Raw genomic sequence first — 20,000 nt, 5'->3', positions numbered from 1 at the left:
ACTGGAGGTAAGTGACTCATGGACCCTTATATCTACGGATTATATTCCCTCGCCTACTTGTTTTTATTCCTGTGGGGACTAAAATTATCCGTCCAGTATGGATTTTTTTCGTGGCTGAATGTTCTTTTGCTCGTTACCTTCGGCTTGATATATGACAATCTTGTCCTTTCGATGGGGAGCATAATTGGAGAAGGCCCCTTTTTAGAAGGCTTAAATGGGATGCGTTACTGGTTTCACGCATTCTTTACCCCACTGCTGATTTTATTTTCAGCAGCAGCAGTCAGGAAGACAGGGATTCACTGGCTAAAGGAACGCACAGGACTTATCCTGACAGGAGCCTTCACCCTTGCAATGGTTATCGCGGAACTTATACAAAACACCCTCGGCTTGGAGCTTGAGCCCGCCCGCAATTACGGAGTATTAAGCTATGAATCAACTGGTTCACATGGGCCTCCAATCATGATCATTGGCGTAACCGTTGCTTTGCTGATTGCAGGGGTTATCCTCTGGAAAAAATTGAAGTGGAAATGGATGGCCGTCGGTGTCATATTGATGGGAATCGGCAGTGCTGTGCCAATTCCAATTGATAGTGACGCCGCCACGAATGGCTTCGAATTAATTTTACTGATTTCATTATGGGCGACTAAGGCTTTCCTTGATAAAAGATCAGAACAGGCCGTGTGAAGGCCTGTTCTGATTTAAAATAACCCCTTCACTTCCTGCGCCGACAATTGTTTTCCCGCAGAAACAACTTTTTCATCAATGACCAAAGTTGGAGTACTCTTCACCTTATACTTTGCGATTTCCTTCTTGTCTTCCACCAGTTCAACTACCGCTGCGACTCCCGCTTCACTTACAGCAGCATTAATACTCTCTTCAAGACTTTTGCACTTTTCGCATCCAGGACCCAACACTTTGATGATCATAGACTTCGTTCTCCTTTCACTTTTAAGCAATTTCCATTACCTATATATCTTGAATTTACCCTGATTTTAAAAATAAAAGTCCTTTTTTGACAGCTTTTCTGTTAATCGGGCCAAAGCTGTCACGATTCCGGCGTTTTCTTGACAGCTTTTCCGTTAATCGGGCCAAAGCTGTCACGATTCCGGCGTTTTCTTGACAGCTTTTCCGTTGATTGGGCCAAAGCTGTCACGATTCCGGCGTTTTCTTGACAGCTTTTCTGTTAATCGGGCCAAAGCTGTCACGATTCCGGCGTTTTCTTGACAGCTTTTCCGTTGATTGGGCCAAAGCTGTCACGATTCCGGCGTTTTCTTGACAGCTTTTCCGTTAAATGAAACGAAGCTGTCAAGAACCTAACAGGATGAGCCATCTTTTAAAAATAGCTCCTATAGGAAAGTCCAATTACTTTTTACCAAATAAAAAATATGAGAAAATAACTATGCAATTGAATTGATAAAGGAGGCGTATGATATGCCACAAAATCTCCAGGATACAACGACATTACATAATGGTGTCAAAATGCCATGGTTTGGGCTTGGTGTGTTCAAGGTTCAGGAAGGATCTGAAGTTGTAGAATCTGTTAAAGCGGCGCTTGGAAATGGCTACAAGAGCATCGACACCGCGGCGGTTTACAAGAACGAGGAAGGCGTGGGACAGGCGATCAAGGAAGCTGGTATTCCGCGTGAGGAATTGTTTATTACGACAAAGGTCTGGAATGCTGACCAGGGGTATGAAACAACGCTTCAGGCATTTGAAGCAAGCATGGACAAGCTGGGCCTTGACTACCTTGATCTTTACTTGATACACTGGCCAGTTGCGGGCAAATATAAGGAAACGTGGAAGGCTCTTGAAAAACTATACAAAGACGGCCGAGTGCGCGCAATCGGTGTTAGCAACTTCCATGTTCACCATCTTAAAGACTTGATGGCCGATGCTGAAATCAAGCCAATGGTCAACCAAGTCGAGTATCATCCTCATCTGGCCCAGACAGAGCTGCTCCAATTCTGCAAAGCCGAAGGAATTCAAATGGAAGCATGGTCTCCTTTGAAGCAAGGGGAGCTTTTATCAGAACCAACGATCGTCGAAATCGCTGAAAAACACGAAAAATCACCAGCACAAGTGATTCTCCGCTGGGATTTACAAAACGAAGTGGTCACGATTCCTAAATCGATCAAGGAACACCGAATTATCCAAAATGCAGATATTTTCGATTTTGAGCTTACGGCCGAAGATATGGACCGTTTGAATAGCCTTAATAAGGATGAGCGAGTAGGCCCTGATCCGGATAATTTCGATTTCTAAAAGGCTCTGTAATTACGGTATGTTGATTTCACTGTTTGAATAATAAACGGACAAATTCCGCTTAAATTGGAACCGACCCCTATTTTCCTTCAAAATAAGGGTCGGTTTTCCGTCTATTTCATTCAAATCGTTTGATTTGTCTTATTTATAGGAGTTAACCGGAATATGTACGCTTATTTCTGCTCCAAAAACACCATCTACATATAATAGTCGGGAATCTTCCGCTTATCTCTGCATCAAAAGCATCCTCTGCCAAAAATTCTTCTTCTTATGAATTTCATTCCCACACTAAAATCAACAATGAATGATTAACTGGGCTGATAATTATACAAGGATGAGTACGCAGAATCAGTTTCTGCGTCTTTTTTCATCCAAGAAATCATCACCAAATATTTATACCTAAATATAGTATCAGGTGCTAAAAATCACATCTTTTTAAATCTCTCCATGTTAAACTGCAAAGGAATAAATTCAGAAAGGGGTTTTTAGTATGGATTTCCCAAAGCTTAAAATTGGCCATATGGCACCAAGTGTCCCAATTATGCAAGGTGGAATGGGGGTCGGTATCTCGCTTAGCGGTTTGGCATCAGCGGTTGCCAATGCTGGCGGAATTGGCATCATATCCGGAACAGGGATCTCGGTTGAAGAGATGGTGATGCATATCCGGAAAGCCAGGGAGCTGACACAGGGTAATGGGTACATTGGTGTAAACGTATTGTTTGCGATGAATGATTTTGCAGAAAAAATGAAAGCAGCTTTAAATGAAAAAGTTGATTTCATTATTTCTGGAGCGGGAATCTCAAGGGATATGTATTCCTGGGGGAAGCAAGCGAACATCCCAGTCATTTCAATTGTTTCCTCTGCCAAACTAGCCAGAATTTCCGAACGCCTGGGTGCTGCTGCTGTGGTAGTGGAAGGATTCGAGGCAGGAGGGCATCTTGGGACTGATAAGCCCCTTTTTGAGATTCTTCCTGATATTGTTGAGTCTGTGTCCATCCCGGTGATCGCTGCCGGTGGTATCATGACGGGCGCTGATATCGCGAAGGCTTTGTCCCTTGGAGCTTCTGGCGTCCAAATGGGCACAAGGTTTGTTGCCAGTGAGGAATGTGACGCTCCGCAAAGTTTCAAGGATAAATACGTTTCAGCCACTGAAAAAGACACACTGCTGGTGAAAACAACAGTAGGTTTGCAGGGGCGTGCCATAGCCAATCATTTCACCAAGCTAATCACCACCTCAGATAAACTCAGAATCAAAAAATGCAGGGATTGCCTGAAAAATTGCTCCTATCAATTTTGCACACTGGACTCTCTGCTCACATCCAAGGACGGCGATGTAGAAAATGGCCTGGTATTCGCTGGTGCCAGAGTAAGTGAAATAAAAGACATATTACCTGTCCGTACAATCATTGAGAACTTAAGGTTGGAATATAAAACAGCCTCTCTTAACTTAGCCTAAATAAAAACCAGACAACCGCAAACGTGGTTGTCTGATTATTTTTCAAGTGTGATTGTAAATTGCTGGGTCGAACTCTGGTTATTTGTATGAACACGTTCATGAAAATGGATTTCGCTCTCGTTCATTAATATGACGGTCGAGCTTCTCGTCCCGTATCCTTCACTTTTTATGAACATCGAAGACAGTAGTCGTTCCCATTCCAGCGACACCCCCGTCGATGGCAGCAAGTGATCCGGAGCAGGGTCCGTATTTTCCAAATGCTCAAATAACATGTTAACCAGATCAGGCTGTTCTTTTGAAATGATGCTGGCAAGTCCTGCTTTTCCGCGTTCTACCTTTGGCCAGTCAGTATTAAGCAAGTGGTTGCTGACCCCATGGACACCTGGTTCCACCTTTTGCAGCGGGCCTCCGCGGTTGGAATAATAATAGAGCTCTTCCGTATTCCCTGCCAAAAGATTATAACCCGGATATTCATGATGGCGATTGGTCAGCTCCAGTAAATACGGACGCGGATTGTCTGTCCCTTTTAAAAAATCCGCCACAAGCTCCCCACGTGTTTTTTTTCCAGCGGTTTGTTCACCTGGATCACGATAATTTGTCAGGGCGGCAAACCTGCCTGAAGCAGTCACGCCCATCCATGTTCCCATTTTTTCAAGATCACGGCCTGCAAGCAGTTCAGGTGTTTCTTCCCAAAAGTGAGCTGGCGCGGTTTCCCGAGCATATGCTTCATCCCTGTTAGCGGCAACGATCAGCTTATACTTTGGATGTGCATTGTAGGCAAATAAAATCAAACACACATTCATCATCACAGCTTTCCGTTCAATTTACTCTATTATAACTCAAAGCAAAAAAAGAGAAGGAGCAAGTCCCTCTCTTTTCCTCATTTTATAGAAGCATACCTGCCATAGCAGCGCTCAATAATGACGCAAGCATACCAGCAATGATCGATCTTACACCCATTCTCGCGATGTCAGCACGGCGATTCGGAGCGAGGCTTCCAAGTCCGCCAAGCAGGATTCCCATGGATGAGACGTTTGCGAATCCGCAAAGTGCAAAACTGATGATTGCTACTGTTTTAGCAGATAATTGTTCGATTTGTGGTCCGAATGAAGAATAGGCTACAAACTCATTCAGGATTAACTTTTGACCGATGAATCCGCCAGCCTTTACTGCTTCATCCCAAGGAACACCGATAGCGAATGCAAGTGGAGCGAATACATAGCCAAGGATTACTTCAAGAGTCAGGTTATCGGCTCCGAAAAATCCTGCAATGAATCCAATAATTCCGTTGATCAAGGCAATCAATGCGATGAATGCAAGCAACATTGCACCAATATTCAACGCTAACTGAAGACCTGTGCTTGCACCTCTAGCTGCGGCATCAATTACGTTTGCTGATTCTGTGTCTTTTTCCATCTTGAGTTCATCAGTTGACTCTGACTTCTCTGTTTCCGGAATCATGATTTTAGCAAGTACCAAACCTGCTGGAGCAGCCATGAAGCTTGCCGCAAGCAAGTATTCCAATGGAACACCTAATAATGAGTAACCTATCAAAACAGAACCTGCTACAGAAGCCAAGCCCCCGACCATGATTGCAAAAAGCTCTGATTGAGTCATTTTCGCGATGTAAGGCTTAACAACAAGCGGTGCTTCTGTCTGGCCTACGAAAATGTTGGCTGCAGCTGATAGTGATTCTGCCTTGCTCGTTCCCAGTAATTTAGAAAGCGCTCCGCCAAGGATCTTGATGATCACTTGCATGATTCCAAGATAATAAAGAACTGAAATTAAAGATGAAAAGAAAATAACAACAGTTAATACTTGGAAAGCGAACACGAAGCCAATATTCTCAGCCTGGAACAATCCGCCGAACAGGAATTGCACACCAGCATCTGTATAGTTTACGATTTCATTGACTCCAAGTGAGAGCTTTTCCAGGGCAACCTTCCCTGTTTCCCATTTCAGTACACCAAAAGCAAAGATGAACTGGATTGCCAATCCGCCTAGGACTGTCCGTAAATTGATGGATTTCTTATTATTTGAGAAAAGAAAAGCAATTCCCAGAACAACAGCAATCCCCATCAAACCCCATAAGATATTCATTGTGACCCACCTCTTGTTGTGATATTTGTGGAAATGTTGTTAACGTTTACAAATGCTACGAAAAAAATTTCATTAAAACGTTTACATTTGTTTAACTTGAACTTTCTATAGCAAATATATCAGAGATAAAGAACTTTTGTAAATAAGTTTTTAAACAAATGTAAAATGAAATTTATCCCTTTTCATCTTTTCGACAAAAATACCCGCAAGGTCTCAAACCTATCGGGTATTTGTTTGTTTCATATGGCTTTTCCTCTATTCCCCTATCACTTACTTATCTAACAAAAACTTTGCAGTAAATTGGTCCGTTACAAGCACATTTGTATATTTCCCCTTCAAAGCTCCATAAATACCATCTATTTTTTGTGCCCCGCCCGCAACTAAAACTGAATACTTCTTCTTCTTTAATTCTTCAAGTTCGATGCCCAGGGTTCTCGCATTAAGGTTTTCGTTGCAAACCTTTCCTTCTTTATCAAAGAACCGTGAACAAATATCACCGACGGCTTGGGAATAAATGACTTGCAAGTCTTCTTCTGTAAAGTATCCTAACTGGAACAATAAAGATTCAGACTTGATTGGTCCGATTGTATAGACCGCAATGTTCGATTGCTTCCCCATTTCCAAGATTTTTTTAATATGCCTGTCCGCCTCCATCGCTTGTTTGACCACGACATGGTCAACGATTGCAGGCAGCGGCAGATGATGTGGCGCACTATTGAAGGCTTTGCCGAATAAATAAAGTATCTCATTTGCATACGTATTCGTTTCAGAATGGCTTACGCCGCCCTTCAGCTGGACGACCTTTACATTCTTGCACGGTTTCTGTTTAAGCTCCAAAGCAACATGATAAAGCGTCGTTCCCCATGTAACACCAATAATATCATCATGCTCTACTACTTCATTCAGAAATGCGGCAGCTTTCTCCCCGAGATACGTTTTAATCACACTGTCCTCATATTGAGGGATATGAGTCACTATTGCCTTTTTCAAGCCAAACTTTTGCTCAAGCTGTGCCGACAAATTTTCTACATCCTCTGTCGGATCCATGATTTTGATATCGACAATCCCCTCCTGTTTTGCAATTTGGAGGAACCTGGATACTGTGGGCCTTGAAACTCCCAGCTCTTTCGCAATATCATTCTGATTATAATCAAGCAAGTAATATAGCTTTGCTGCTTCGATTACTTTCAATAATTTATCTTTTTCCATTCGTAATCACCCTTGGTAATGACTTAAATTCATTACAATCATTTTAGCAAAAAATTCGAATGAAAACATTTACATTAAAAAAAAGAACAAAACGTTCATAAATTGCCACAGCTTTACAAAAGTTCAAATACTTTCGAACAATTAGATATACATTATAACCAGCCTGAATGAAAAAAGAGCCATCACTAATTGAATAGGGATGACTCCTTACTTACAAACTATTGAGGCTTACGTTTAGGAATTTTTCCGATTCCTAGTTCTTTCGCTTCTCGACTTAAGGCTTTTATTAGGCTTAGTGCCATTAAGGCCATAATGATGGAGAATGGCAGTGCAGCCACGATCATTGTATTTTGCAGAGCCTGCAGCCCCCCAGAATAAAGGAGTACCAGAGAAATAGCAGCCAGCATGATTCCCCATGTGAATTTGATTCTATTCCCTGGTGTCAGTGATCCATTGGTCGTCATCATCCCTAAAACAAATGTGCCTGAATCTGCCGATGTGATAAAGAATGTACCGATAAGGATCATTGCCAGGATGGACAATAATGAACTTAGAGGATAGTTGGCAAAAACTCCAAAGAGTGCTTCTTCGGTCGCTAGTTCGGAAATTTTCGCAATTCCTTCGTGCTCAAGCGTGATTGCTGAACCTCCGAAAGCAGAGAACCATAAAAAGCCAATCAAAGAAGGCACTAGCAATACACCAAATACAAATTCCCTGATTGTACGGCCTTTAGAAACTCGAGCTATAAAAATCCCTACAAATGGCGCCCAGGCAATCCACCATGCCCAGTAGAAGATAGTCCAGCCATTGATCCATGAACGGACTTCTTCATTTAATGGCGCAATCCGGAAACTCATCGCTGGCAAATTTTGAAGGTATGTACCAATTGTGTTGGTAAAGAGGTTCAGGATAAACTGGGTTGGTCCCAAAAACAGCATTGCCACTAACAATAATGCGGCAAGTATCATGTTTACATTACTTAAAATCTTGATGCCTTTTCCAAGTCCTGTCCAGGCAGATATCATGAACAATACTGTTACGATCAGGACAATAAACAATTGAGTTACAAAACCAGTAGGTATTCCAAACAGGTAAGAAAGCCCCCCGTTTATTTGTACAGCTCCAAATCCTAAAGTTGTTGCCACACCGATTACAGTTGCGACAACCGAAATCACGTCAATTACTTTTCCAGCTGCCCCATTTGTCTTGTCGCCTAAAATCGGTCCAAGGGTCGCACTAATCAATCCTGGTTTACCATGTCTGAAATTGAAGTAAGCCAGAACCAGTGCAACTATTCCATAAATGGCCCATGCATGGATGCCCCAGTGGAAAAACGTGAATCTCATTGAATCCCGGATAGCCTGGTCAGATCCTGCCTCCACTCCGGTTGGTGTTGAGACCATATAATGGCTGATTGGTTCAGCAGTGCCCCAGAAAACCAGCCCTATTCCCATACCGGCACTAAAGAGCATTGCATACCAAGTAAGGGTGGCAAATTCAGGCCGGTCATCCTGCTTCCCAAGTCTGATCTTTCCCAGTGGACTGATCAAGAAATACAGACAAACAATGACAATTGCAGATACAAGAATTAAATAATACCAGCCAAAAGTATCAGTAATGAATGCCTGGATATTTGCTGTAACTGATTCAAGTTTATCTGGAACAAACACACCGAAAAGAACCATCAATAACAAAATTCCTGTCGATATGAAAAAAACAGATGAATCCTTTTTCATCAAAAAACTCCCTTCTACAACTTTTGCACTTAATACCCTAACACAAATTTTTGTTTTTTTGAAAGAATGTACTCATAACAGAGATAGTATTACCCAATACATCCAAAAAAATGAATGTCTTAGATCCATTTTTACATTGGGCTTCCCTACAGAATCAACTATTAAATTCCCCTATATTTTTCCCAAAAACCTCAATTTATCGATTATCATTTTTCAGTACTGACAGGCAGCCTGCCTTTTTACCAACAGATTTCCAATATCATTCTATTAGTCTATTGAATCCTTGTCGAATTTTGGTTAAACTTGTATTGATGGCCTACATGAAGGAGAAATGTTAGGAGAAGATATTTTGAATAAAAAATTACTTATTAGAACACTATCCCTTGGAGGCATTTTCCTGGCTACCTACTTGGGAGCGGAGAATTTACGATCGATTGAAAATCCAACGGCAGAAACACAATCATCAGTTGCACCTAAAATCACCCGAACGGAAGAACATTCTGTGACCAAAACTACTGCTGATAAAAAAGCCCTGGAGAATTTCATCAATACTGAGGAGAAAAAAATGATCGAGGGGGTCCCGCACGTCAGTCAGCTCCCAGAATTACAGCGCGGTTGTGAAGTGACCAGCTTAACGATGCTTTTACAATATGAAGGAATCTCAGCCGATAAAATGACCCTGGCAAAGCAAATACATAAAATTCCTTTCCGAGACGCAAATTATATTCGTGGCAATCCGTATGATGGCTTTGTGGGGGACATCTATACCTTCAAAAAGTCTGGATATGGCGTATACCATGGTCCTGTAGCAAAGCTTGCAGAGAGCTATCTGCCCGGTAAAATCATGGATATTACTGGACAATCCATTGATGCAGTTTATGAATTGATTGACTCTGGATCTCCGGTATGGGTCATCATCAACTCCACCTTCGCGCCTCTTCCCGAATCGGAGTTTACCGTTTGGAAGACAAATAGCGGTGATGTAAAGATTACTTATAGAGAACACAGTGTCTTGATTGTCGGATATGACGAGGATTCCATTTACGTTAACGACCCTCTTGCCAGCGGCGGGTATAAAGCTGTACCGCGGACATCATTTGAAAAAGCATGGGTTCAAATGGGCAGCCAGGCAATTGGAATTGATAAACAATAGATTGGTATTATAGGAGTCTTCCCCCGAAAAGTGGGTGGAATAGGAAAATCGGCAGGAGATTCATCCTGCCGATTTTTAAATTAAGCATACAATTTGTTTTCTTCCTTTTTAAAAAAACTTTTCATCGAGTGGAATACATCGGCTTTCTGCTTGAGGATATAGTAACGGAAGTTTTCGTCTTTAATGTTTTTATACGCGGACATTAGGGTCGAGTGGCGGTTGTACTGATTGACTTCTCCATAGCCAAACATATTGGAGACCTTCATCAGCTCTTCTACTAGCTTCACACAGCGGGCATTGTCAGAGGTCAGGTTATCACCATCGGAAAAATGGAACGGATAAATATTAAACTTGCTAGGGTTATATTTTAAATCAATAAGTTCTAATGCTTTTCGATACGCGGACGAACAGATTGTACCTCCGCTTTCCCCTTTTGAGAAAAAGTCTTCCTCGGAAACTACCTTTGCTTCTGTATGGTGAGCGATGAATTCAATTTCGACTGTTTCATACTTGGAACGAAGGAAGCGAGTCATCCAGAAGAAAAAGCTTCTCGCCATGTATTTTTCCCACAGTCCCATGCTTCCGCTCGTATCCATCATCGCAAGTACAACGGCCTTTGAATCTGGCTTCACGACCTCATTCCAGGTCTTGAACTTCAAGTCCTCCTTGTAAATAGGGTGGAAGGACGGCTTGCCGGTCATCGCATTCCGCTTGTAAGCAGACATCATCGTCCGCTTCTTGTCAATATTGCCCATCAATCCAGTCTTCCTGATATCGTTGAATTCAATATTTTCAACGAGATGCTCCTGTTCTTCCTTCTTCTTCAGATTTGGAAGCTCCAGCTCCTTAAATAACGCTTCTTCAATTTCCATCATCGATACTTCTGCTTCATAATAATCTTCACCGGCCTGGTCCCCTGCGCCTTGCCCTTTTCCCGGACCTTGCTGCTGCCCTGAGCCATCACGGGCGACGACATCACCTACCTTACTGTCTCCGTTCCCCTGGCCGACGTGTTTGTTCTTATCATAGTTATAACGGATTTTGTATTCATCCAGTGACCTTATCGGAATCTTGACGACATCCCTGCCGTTGGACATGATAATATTCTCTTCAGTGATCAAATCAGGCAGATTGCTCTTGATTGCTTCCTGCACCTTTTCCTGATGGCGCTGCTGGTCATCATGTCCTTTGCGGTGGAGGGACCAATCTTCCTGGGAAATCACAAACTGGTGACTGCTTTCATCGGTCATTTTCAACCCCTCCTTTGAATTTTCATTTTGACAGTAACACAATTCACCATATCTTCATACAATAACCCGATGGACTTTACCCTTGTGGGAATTGTAATTACTCTATCTTATGCAGGAAGACAAAATAATTTACAAATAATTTTGACAATTAACCTTTTCTCCTATGACTGGACAAGCCCATTTTATCTTGTAAACCTTTTGCGCATTATTGTCCTTTTGTATATGTTCTTTTCCACGGATAGTTACAATATTGTCCTCCCCAGCGGTAGATATGGCAGGCATGGACGACTCTACCTCTGTATCCGGTGAAACTGTTTCGAAGTTGAACTGCGTTCGGACAGCTTTTCTTCTGTACCCGCTGAACCTGTCCGAAGCTGCATCGAGTTCGGACAGCTTTCCTTCCGTGACCGCTGAACCTGTCCGAAGTTGCATCGAGTTCGGACAGCTTTCCCTCCGTGAACGCTGAAACCTGTCCGAAGTTGCATCGAGTTCGGACAGCTTTTCCTCTGTACCCGCTGAACCTGTCCGAAGCTGCATCGAGTTCGGACAGCTTTCCCTCTGTACCCGCTGAACCTGTCCGAAGTTGAACTGAGTTCGGACAGCTTTTCCTCTGTATCCGCTGAACCTGTCCGAAGTTGAACCGAGTTCGGACTGCTTTCCTTCCGTGAACGCTGAACCTGTCCGAAGTTGAACTGAGTTCGGACAGCTTTTCCTCTGTACCCGCTGAACCTGTCCGAAGTTGCATCGAGTTCGGACAGCTTTCCCTCCGTGAACGCTGAAACCTGTCCGAAGTTTCATCGAGTTCGGACAGCTTTTCCTCTGTACCCGCTGAACCTGTCCGAAGCTGCACCGAGTTCGGACAGCTTTCCCTCCGTGACCGCTGAACCTGTCCGAAGTTGAACTGAGTTCGGACAGCTTTTCCTCCGTGACCGCTGAACCTGTCCGAAGTTGAACCGAGTTCGGACAGCTTTCACTCCGTTACCGCTGAATCTGTCCGAAGCTGCACCGAGTTCGGACAGCTTTCCCTCTTTTACCGTTGAACCTGTCTGAATGACCACTGAGTTAACTTCGAAAGCCAGTAGCAAGCTCCAATCATGTTGGAGCATATCGTCATTTCTGCAAAAAAAATAACCTCTGCATATTCAGCAAAGGTTATTTCTTTTCATTCGATGTATCAAATTGGATTGGATCTGGTACTTTATCATAATCCTCTTTCAACACTTCACCTGTTCTTCGGTGTTCCATTTGCTTTCCAAGATTATCAATTTCTTCTTCATTGCGAGCCATGGAACTATTTTTGGGGACATAGTTTTTTGGCAATTCATTTTTAGCCATTTCAATCACCTCTTGCCTGTACTATTCCCGCTATCAGCGTTTTATAAACTTTAAAGGACCTGCAATCTGCAGGTCCTCACTCTGACTATCTATTTAACAGACTTCCAACATATCGCAGCAATTCATTTGCTGAGGTAGAGTTATACCCATGCTCATCAATCAATCTCGCAACTACGTTATTGATTTTCTTCAACTGCGTCTCATCAGGTGTCTTTGTAGATGTCGTGATTTTGACGACATCCTTCAGGTCAGCAAAGAGCTTTTTCTGGATTGCTTCACGCAGGCGATCATGAGAGTTGTAATCGAACCTCTTGCCTTTACGCGCATAGGCAGAGATCCTGATCAAAATCTCTTCACGGAAGGCTTTCTTCGCATTTTCGGAGATACCGATCTGCTCTTCGATCGAGCGCATCAGTTTCTCATCCGGATTGATTTCCTCACCAGTCAGCTGATCACGCATTTTCGCCTTATTGCAATACGCCTCAACATTATCAAGGTAATTATCCATAAGCGTTTTGGCTGACTCTTCATAAGAGTAAACAAATGCCTTTTGTACTTCCTTCTTGGCGATATCGTCATACTCTTTCCGGGCAATCGAAATATAGTTCAAATAGCGCTCTCTTGTCTCGGCCGTAATTGATGGATGCTGATCAAGACCTTCCTTTAGTGATCTCAGGACGTCTAATGCATTAATCGTTTTGACTTCCTTCCTGATGATTGTGGAGGAAATCCGATTAATGACATAACGAGGGTCAATACCACTCATACCTTCATCCTGATGCTCTTTTTTCAATTCCTCAACATCAGCTCTATTGTATCCTTCGACACTCTCGCCATCATAAAGCCTCATCTTCTTGATCAGGTCAATATCGCCTTTTTTCGGATCCTTCAGGCGAGTCAGTATCGTGAACATCGCAGCCACCCTCAGAGTATGCGGCGCGATATGGACATCGTTTACATCGCTTTCCCTAATCATCTTGTCATAGATTTTCTCTTCTTCGGACACTTTTAAATTATAAGGAATCGGCATCACGATAATCCGTGAATGCAGGGCTTCATTCTTTTTATTGGAGATGAATGAGCGGTATTCCGTTTCGTTCGTGTGTGCAACAATCAGTTCGTCGGCACTGATAAGCGCGAAACGTCCTGCTTTGAAATTGCCCTCCTGCGTCAGGCTCAGCAAATGCCAGAGGAATTTCTCATCACACTTCAGCATTTCCTGGAACTCCATCATCCCGCGGTTTGCCTTATTCAATTCTCCATCAAAACGGTAGGCACGCGGATCAGATTCAGAACCATATTCCGCAATTGTGGAGAAATCGATGCTTCCTGTCAAATCGGCAATATCCTGGGATTTCGGATCTGAAGGACTGAATGTGCCAATCCCTGTCCGCTTATCTTCAGAGAAGAAAATTCTTTCCACTATGACATCTTCAATCCTGCCGCCATATTCCTGTTCAAGCCTCATCATATTAAGTGGCGATAAATTCCCTTCAATCCGGATGCCATATTCATCATAAAAATCTTTGCGCAAATGATGTGGAATCATATGAAGTGGGTCTTCATGCATTGGGCAGCCTTTGATCGCATAAATTGCTCCTCTATCTGTATGCGAATACGCCTCCAGCCCCCTTTTCAGCATTGTCACCAGAGTCGATTTACCGCCGCTTACTGGTCCCATCAGCAATAGAATCCGTTTTCTGACATCGAGCCTTTTCGCAGCTGGATGAAAATACTCCTCAACTAGTCTTTCCAATGCTTCTTCAAGTCCGAATAACTGTGAATTGAAGAAGGAATAGCGCTTTTTGCTTTTATCATTTTCAATCCCTGCGTCCTTGATCATATTATATACACGCGAATGTGCCGATTGAGCAACCCATGGCTGTTCCTTCACAATTTCAAGATACTCCCTGAACGTCCCTTCCCATTTCAGCTTTTCTTCACCCTGGCGATACATTTCAATCTTTTTTAAAATATCCATATGGACCTCCCCATCTAGCGTTATCAAGAGACGATTAATAAATTCTATGCAGCAAACAATTTGAACATGCGTAAACGTTCCGCTTGGATGATTGTCCTTTTTTAAGTCTTCAATGAAAAAATAAGCCCATCCTTCACAGTTGCGATATAATAGGATATAATGAATTCTATATGGACAAAACGACAAAACAGGGAGGCTTACATACATGAAACTCATTCTTATAATTGGCGTTACAGTAGCATTCTTGGCTGCAATCTTCACTTCAGGTTACGATGATAAGCCGGGGATCACGAAAAAATAAAAAGCTGCCGATTGGCAGCTTTTTACTTTTCTATCATTATTTTTTATTCAGATTCTGTTTTTCTACAAACCCCTTCATGTACATCCTCGATTTCCGCCCAAGCATTTTTGCCATCTGGCCAGTCCAGGTGTCCTCACGTTTTCCGCCTGTTCTTTCACGGTAGTATTGCGAAGTAACCGCATTATAATCGTCGAGCTGCTTTTCAAACAATGCCCGGTCTTGCTGATACTCATTTTCCATATACACATGCTCGAGCGGCAGGCGCGGTTTCAGGTCCGTTTCCTGGTCAGGATAGCCTACTGCCATGCCGAATAGAGGGATTACATGGTCAGGTGTCTTCAAAACTTCCTTCACAGCTTCCAGATCATTGCGTATCCCGCCAATATAGCAAATGCCTAGCCCCATAGATTCGGCTGCGACAGCAGCATTCTGGGCCGCCAGTGCTGCATCGATCAAGGCAACCATGAATTTTTCTGTGCTTTCTATCGAGTCATCCAGATCTGTACCTTCCAACTCCGCTATGACCTTATGGCGATGGAGATCTGCGCAGAACACAAAGAAATGTCCATTGGCCGCAACATAAGCCTGGTTCCCGGCAATTTCAGCCAGCTTGTCCTTCTTATTTTGATCCGTAACCCCAATGATCGAATAGGCCTGGATGAAGCTTGAAGTGGATGCCGCCTGCGCGCTCTTTACAATGACTTCGATCTGCTCACGATCGAGTGCCTGATTTTTAAAATTTCTTACTGAGCGATGGTTAAGAATTGTTTCAACTACCTGGTTCATTTGTAACAGCTCCTTTCCTCATTTCCCATACCAAAAAGGAGGCCGCAAATTGGCCTCCTAGTATTTACGCAAATCGCGATAGTCCTGCTGTCTAAGCGCTTCATAAATCAAAATCGCGGCCGTATTAGACAGATTTAATGAACGAATATTTTCATTCATAGGCAGCCTCAGGCATGTTTCCATATTGCTCTCAATCACTTCTTTTGGCAATCCTGTTGTCTCCCTGCCAAAAATAAAGAAGAAATCCTTTTCGGTTGCACTATAATCAAAATCGGAATGCGCCTTTTTTCCAAATTTGGTCACATAGAAGAATTCTCCACCCTCGTTCTGTTGATAAAAATCCTCAAGCGAATCATAGTAGTGAATCTTCACATGCTCCCAATAATCCAAACCTGCCCTCTTCAACATCTTGTCATCCGTCGAGAACCCTAACGGCCTGATTAAGTGAAGCTCGGTATCCGTACCAGCACATGTGCGCGCAATATTGCCAGTGTTTGCTGGAATGAGCGGCTGGTATAATACAACATGCAATGCCATGACTTTCACCTCTAATAAAAACTACAACTATTATACCACTACACTCCTGCACAACAAAAGAAATGGCGCTGCAGCATGTTCGCAAAGCCATTAATTATCCTCGGAATCATCTGTAATCGTAAAAAACTTGTATTTAATATTCGGGGTATAGGCAGTTGAATCCTCATACGCCCAGTATCTCATTCTGCTGTTATACGTATGGGCATTGACCAGCGGCATGCCATCAGCATCATGACCTGTCACAATGGTGGTATGGTCGAAACGTCCATCCCCCTCAAAATCATAGCAAATGACATCTCCCAGCTTCAGCTTTTCTGCACTGTTCACTTCTCTTCCCCTCAAGCCCAGCTTGGATCCTGGGATGTGCCAGCGCATCGCATTGGCGACAGACCAGCTGAAGCTCCAATTATCATCCTGCATCCACCAGCCATTGCTGCGGTTAGGATACCCTCGCATCGGCGCTCCGCCCTGATGCAGGCATTGAGAGATATAATTGGTACAGTCGACCTCGAACTTCTTATAGGCAGGGTTAAAATCATTCCACCATCTTTCAGCATATTGAACGGCCTTCAGCCTGTCATATCTGAAACCCTTCCTCTCCTGCTCTTCCTCCCTCTGAGCAAAAGCAGGCAATATCCCTTCTCTGTCGTCATGAGAACCCTGGTTCTCTTTAAGCTTTTCATCCCTCACAAGCACACCCTTGTAAAATTCAGCCTGTCTTTTCTCTACCTCTTCCTCCATGTAAAATAAACCACGGTGCTTAATTAAATATTGAAAGTGCACCTCATATAACACTGCAGCATTTTCCTTCTCTTCAACCTTCTCTTTAACCCTGCCATTTGCCTTTGCTTTTACAATTTCAGCAGACCTGTTGGCAAAGCTTTGTTTTTTCAGCTCTATAGCTGGACACTCGTGCAGCTGATTTCGCGGCATGGAAACACATTGAAGGACACGCTGTTCCAGAAGTTCCTGCAGTTGTTCACGCATGTTCATCTCTCCCTTCACCTTTCATATTTATGAAGAGTTCCAGATTTTCACGCATAAAAAAAGAATGGATTTTGCGAAATCCATCCTTCCTACACAGTTATATTCGAATCTGAGTTATCTTTGTAAAACTCCATGCCCTTATTGATCTCATTTAGAACTTCTTCATCCATCTCAACAGCAGAAGCTAGCTTCAGAGCCTCCAACGCCTCAGGTCCGCCAATCTTGCCAAGCGCCCATGCTGCGGTCCCTCTGAGTACAGGTCTTGGGTCATTCTTCATTACCATGGTCAAATCAGGTATTGCCGTTTCATCCTTATAATGTGCAAGAGCAATAATTGCATTACGCTGGATAGGCTTTTTCCCCCGCCATGACCCAGATACATGTCCGAACTTTTCTTTGAACTCTCGATTGCTTATGCTTAGCAAAGGTTTAAGTAGCGGCTTCGCAATCTCAGGGTCTGGTTCCATTTCTTCATGGAAGTGAAAATCCTTCCCTTTGTTCTCAGGACAAACTGTTTGGCAAGTATCACAGCCATACAAGCGGTTTCCAAGCTTTTCACGGAACTCGTCTGCCAAAAAGCCCTTAGTCTGTGTCACGAATGCAATGCATTTTTGAGCATCCAGCTGCCCACCCTGTACAAGTGCGCCTGTGGGACAGACATCCACACATTTATTGCAGCTGCCACAACGATCCTCCATTGGTGTGTCGGGTTCAAACGGAATATTCGTGATCATCTCACCCAAATAAACATATGAACCGAACTCCGGTGTAATGATTGAACAGTTCTTGCCGCTCCACCCTATACCTGCCCTCTCGGCTACTGCCCTGTCAACAAGTTCGCCTGTGTCGACCATCGACTTGAACCTGGCTTCAGGTACCTTCAAAGCAATGTAATCCTCCAGTTTTTTCAGTCTGTCCCTGAGGACCATGTGATAGTCTGTCCCCCATGAAGCACGGCAAAAGATACCCCGCCGTTCCCCCTTCTTGCTGACAACCTTCGTCTTCATCTTAGAGGGATAAGCGAGAGCAATCGAAATGATGGATTTAGGACGGTCAAAAATCAGGCCAGGCTCTGTTCTCTTCTCAATATCTTTTTCCTCGAACCCGGATTGATATTGGAGTTCCTGCTGCCTGTATAACCTGACCTTCATCTCTTCAAAGGCAGATGGGGATGCAAAACCAATTTTATCGATGCCAATCGTTTTGCTGTAAGCTATAATGTCATTCTTCAGGCTTGCTGTATCCATTTGGGTTTCCTCCTTTCTGCTTGATATCTATATTGGAATCCATAAATTTAAAAGCAAATTACTTTTATGATAAACTATTTTAAAGCAGATTTGGAGGTGGAATCAATGGAAATTCAAGTTTCCAAGACAATATGTGATCTGGTTCCCGGGTTTTCAGTCGGGATCATCCAGTATAGAGACATCCAGGTTGACGAGTCTCCGCAAATGTTAAAAGGCAGGCTCCAGCTTTTCCAGGAATCTATTTACTTCGACCTTCTGGAAAAAAACGTAACCGATCTCGAAGGCATCAAAGAATGGCGTGCAATATTCAAAACAACTGGAAAGGATCCAAACCGCTATAGACACTCAGCGGAAGCCCTCTACCGCCGGATTGCAAAGCAGAATTATCTCCAACCTATACATAGTGCGATTGATTTAAATAATTTCTTCTCACTTGAATATCAAATACCAATTGGCGTTTATGACAGTGATAAGCTAATGGGGAATGTAACGATTAAAATAGGTAAAGAAAACGAAGAATACACAGGTTTGAATGGACGTACCAATAACATGGCCAACCTGCTGATCTCTGCGGATGAACAAGGACCATTTGGCAGCCCATTTGTCGATTCGGAAAGGACAGCCGTAACTGAAAAAACAACAAATGCCCTGCAAATCGTCTATTTAAGACCTTCTTCTTCCCCAGAAAGTAAGCAAAAAATGACTGAGTCACTCATGAACATGTTTATCCAAATCCATGGCGGATCAGGCACATATAGAATTTTGGGATGCTGATGCATCCTTTTTCTTTTGGTGTGATGATCATTCATTGGTGATGATCATGGAGGATGAGTATCATAAGCGGAGAATTTCCGGCTATTGTATATAGAGGATGTTATAAAGGGCAATAAGCGGAGTTATTCCGGCTATTGTGTATAGAGGACGCTTATGAAGCTAGAATAAGCGGAGATATTCCGGTTACCTGTTAAAAACAAGACAAAAAACAACGAATTGGATGAAATAAACGGAAAAACGACCCTTATTCTTAAGGAATTTAGGGTCTTTTTCAATTTAAGCGAAATTTTTCCGTTTATTTTACAAACACTATAAAAAACAAGATTCAGTTATGACATAGACAAAGAAAAAACGCAGCATATCGTTTTCTGGAAACGACATACTGCGTTAGTCACGTATGTATGGAGCGGGTGAAGGGAATCGAACCCTCATCATCAGCTTGGAAGGCTGAGGTTTTACCACTAAACTACACCCGCATACATATCTCTATGAAATAAAGAAAACAGGAGATCCTGTTTAAAATAAAAGTGGTACCGGTGGTCGGGGTCGAACCGACACTCCAGAAGGAACACGATTTTGAGTCGTGCGCGTCTGCCAATTCCGCCACACCGGCATATTAAAATGTCTTGCTTTCTTGCTGCCACTAAATCATTAGTGGAGGCGGCAACCGGATTTGAACCGGTGAATAAAGGTTTTGCAGACCTTTGCCTTACCACTTGGCTATGCCGCCATATACTTTTGGAGCGGAAGACGGGATTCGAACCCGCGACCCCAACCTTGGCAAGGTTGTATTCTACCACTGAACTACTTCCGCAAAAATGGCTGGGCTAGCTGGATTCGAACCAACGCATGACGGAGTCAAAGTCCGTTGCCTTACCGCTTGGCT

19 protein-coding genes and 5 tRNA genes (1 of these 24 cut by a window edge) are annotated in these 20,000 nt (G+C 43.2%); 5 read left to right on the top strand and 19 right to left on the bottom strand.

All coding sequences use genetic code 11. The annotated features are described in order from the left end of the window. Positions 1–18: 18 nt before the first annotated feature. On the top strand, positions 19–684 hold the full coding sequence (locus RH061_RS05355; protein WP_311074457.1) for a phospholipid phosphatase: 666 nt from the start codon (positions 19–21) through the stop codon (positions 682–684). A gap of 14 nt (positions 685–698) precedes the next feature. On the opposite strand, the gene RH061_RS05350 is transcribed toward RH061_RS05355, so the two are convergent. Beyond that, on the bottom strand, positions 699–926 hold the full coding sequence (locus tag RH061_RS05350) for a thioredoxin family protein (protein WP_311074456.1): 228 nt from the start codon (positions 924–926) through the stop codon (positions 699–701). A gap of 505 nt (positions 927–1,431) precedes the next feature. Here RH061_RS05350 and RH061_RS05345 point away from each other — a divergent pair. Together RH061_RS05345 and RH061_RS05340 are read left to right on the top strand one after the other, a co-directional pair. Then, positions 1,432–2,262: an aldo/keto reductase gene (locus RH061_RS05345; protein WP_311074454.1), complete on the top strand. Its 831-nt coding sequence runs from the start codon at positions 1,432–1,434 to the stop codon at positions 2,260–2,262. Between the two features lie 490 nt (positions 2,263–2,752). After that, on the top strand, positions 2,753–3,718 hold the full coding sequence (locus RH061_RS05340; RefSeq protein ID WP_311074452.1) for an NAD(P)H-dependent flavin oxidoreductase: 966 nt from the start codon (positions 2,753–2,755) through the stop codon (positions 3,716–3,718). A 35-nt stretch (positions 3,719–3,753) separates the two neighbouring features. On the opposite strand, the gene RH061_RS05335 is transcribed toward RH061_RS05340, so the two are convergent. The 4 genes from RH061_RS05335 to RH061_RS05320 form a co-directional block, all read right to left on the bottom strand. Next, on the bottom strand, positions 3,754–4,524 hold the full coding sequence (locus tag RH061_RS05335) for an NRDE family protein (protein WP_311074451.1): 771 nt from the start codon (positions 4,522–4,524) through the stop codon (positions 3,754–3,756). A 79-nt stretch (positions 4,525–4,603) separates the two neighbouring features. Continuing rightward, positions 4,604–5,818 (bottom strand): NupC/NupG family nucleoside CNT transporter, encoded by a 1,215-nt coding sequence (locus RH061_RS05330; RefSeq protein WP_311074450.1) that lies wholly within the window; start codon positions 5,816–5,818, stop codon positions 4,604–4,606. A 270-nt stretch (positions 5,819–6,088) separates the two neighbouring features. After that, a complete protein-coding gene (locus RH061_RS05325) occupies positions 6,089–7,027 on the bottom strand; it encodes a DNA-binding transcriptional repressor DeoR (protein WP_311074449.1) in 939 nt (312 codons plus the stop codon). Positions 7,028–7,245: 218 nt separating this feature from the next. Then, entirely contained in the window at positions 7,246–8,763 is a 1,518-nt protein-coding gene (locus tag RH061_RS05320; protein WP_311074447.1) for a glycine betaine uptake BCCT transporter, read from the bottom strand. 349 nt (positions 8,764–9,112) lie between these two features. Here RH061_RS05320 and RH061_RS05315 point away from each other — a divergent pair, with 349 nt between their 5' ends. Further along, positions 9,113–9,916, top strand: coding sequence for a C39 family peptidase (locus RH061_RS05315; RefSeq protein ID WP_311074446.1), 804 nt, complete (start codon positions 9,113–9,115; stop codon positions 9,914–9,916). Between the two features lie 80 nt (positions 9,917–9,996). Here RH061_RS05315 and yhbH read toward each other — a convergent pair whose 3' ends face one another. The 9 genes from yhbH to queG all read right to left on the bottom strand — a co-directional run bounded on the left by yhbH (position 9,997) and on the right by queG (position 18,340). Continuing rightward, on the bottom strand, positions 9,997–11,166 hold the full coding sequence (yhbH, locus tag RH061_RS05310) for a sporulation protein YhbH (protein ID WP_311074445.1): 1,170 nt from the start codon (positions 11,164–11,166) through the stop codon (positions 9,997–9,999). Positions 11,167–11,295: 129 nt separating this feature from the next. Beyond that, positions 11,296–11,964 carry a hypothetical protein gene (locus RH061_RS05305; RefSeq protein WP_311074443.1) on the bottom strand — a complete coding sequence of 223 codons (669 nt, stop codon included), beginning with the start codon at positions 11,962–11,964 and terminating at the stop codon, positions 11,296–11,298. Further along, on the bottom strand, positions 11,961–12,272 hold the full coding sequence (locus RH061_RS05300) for a hypothetical protein (RefSeq protein ID WP_311074441.1): 312 nt from the start codon (positions 12,270–12,272) through the stop codon (positions 11,961–11,963). The genes RH061_RS05305 and RH061_RS05300 overlap by 4 nt, the downstream gene beginning before the upstream one ends. Positions 12,273–12,318: 46 nt before the next feature. After that, positions 12,319–12,501 carry a hypothetical protein gene (locus tag RH061_RS05295; protein WP_311074439.1) on the bottom strand — a complete coding sequence of 61 codons (183 nt, stop codon included), beginning with the start codon at positions 12,499–12,501 and terminating at the stop codon, positions 12,319–12,321. Between the two features lie 85 nt (positions 12,502–12,586). Then, positions 12,587–14,482, bottom strand: coding sequence for a PrkA family serine protein kinase (locus tag RH061_RS05290; protein ID WP_311074437.1), 1,896 nt, complete (start codon positions 14,480–14,482; stop codon positions 12,587–12,589). Positions 14,483–14,819: 337 nt separating this feature from the next. Beyond that, positions 14,820–15,569: an oxygen-insensitive NADPH nitroreductase gene (nfsA, locus tag RH061_RS05285; RefSeq protein WP_311074436.1), complete on the bottom strand. Its 750-nt coding sequence runs from the start codon at positions 15,567–15,569 to the stop codon at positions 14,820–14,822. A gap of 57 nt (positions 15,570–15,626) precedes the next feature. After that, entirely contained in the window at positions 15,627–16,106 is a 480-nt protein-coding gene (gene trmL / locus RH061_RS05280; RefSeq protein ID WP_167831988.1) for a tRNA (uridine(34)/cytosine(34)/5-carboxymethylaminomethyluridine(34)-2'-O)-methyltransferase TrmL, read from the bottom strand. A 90-nt stretch (positions 16,107–16,196) separates the two neighbouring features. After that, positions 16,197–17,093 (bottom strand): amidase domain-containing protein, encoded by an 897-nt coding sequence (locus RH061_RS05275; protein WP_311074434.1) that lies wholly within the window; start codon positions 17,091–17,093, stop codon positions 16,197–16,199. 89 nt (positions 17,094–17,182) lie between these two features. Continuing rightward, the gene (gene queG / locus RH061_RS05270; RefSeq protein WP_311074433.1) at positions 17,183–18,340 is read right to left on the bottom strand and encodes a tRNA epoxyqueuosine(34) reductase QueG; all 1,158 of its coding nucleotides are present in this window, start codon (positions 18,338–18,340) and stop codon (positions 17,183–17,185) included. A gap of 105 nt (positions 18,341–18,445) precedes the next feature. Here queG and RH061_RS05265 point away from each other — a divergent pair, with 105 nt between their 5' ends. Continuing rightward, positions 18,446–19,114, top strand: coding sequence for a B3/B4 domain-containing protein (locus RH061_RS05265; RefSeq protein WP_311074432.1), 669 nt, complete (start codon positions 18,446–18,448; stop codon positions 19,112–19,114). 402 nt (positions 19,115–19,516) lie between these two features. Here RH061_RS05265 and RH061_RS05260 read toward each other — a convergent pair. The 5 genes from RH061_RS05260 to RH061_RS05240 form a co-directional block, all read right to left on the bottom strand. Then, a tRNA-Gly gene (locus tag RH061_RS05260) sits at positions 19,517–19,590 on the bottom strand. A gap of 52 nt (positions 19,591–19,642) precedes the next feature. Further along, a tRNA-Leu gene (locus tag RH061_RS05255) sits at positions 19,643–19,727 on the bottom strand. 42 nt (positions 19,728–19,769) lie between these two features. After that, positions 19,770–19,844: transfer RNA gene (locus RH061_RS05250), tRNA-Cys, on the bottom strand. A 9-nt stretch (positions 19,845–19,853) separates the two neighbouring features. Continuing rightward, positions 19,854–19,928 (bottom strand) — tRNA-Gly (locus tag RH061_RS05245). 5 nt (positions 19,929–19,933) lie between these two features. Further along, positions 19,934–20,000: transfer RNA gene (locus tag RH061_RS05240), tRNA-Gln, on the bottom strand (it continues 8 nt past the right edge of the window).

The organism is Mesobacillus jeotgali, assembly GCF_031759225.1.
GTDB lineage: Bacteria > Bacillota > Bacilli > Bacillales > Cytobacillaceae > Mesobacillus > Mesobacillus jeotgali_B.
This window is presented reverse-complemented; position numbering and strand designations above follow the sequence as displayed.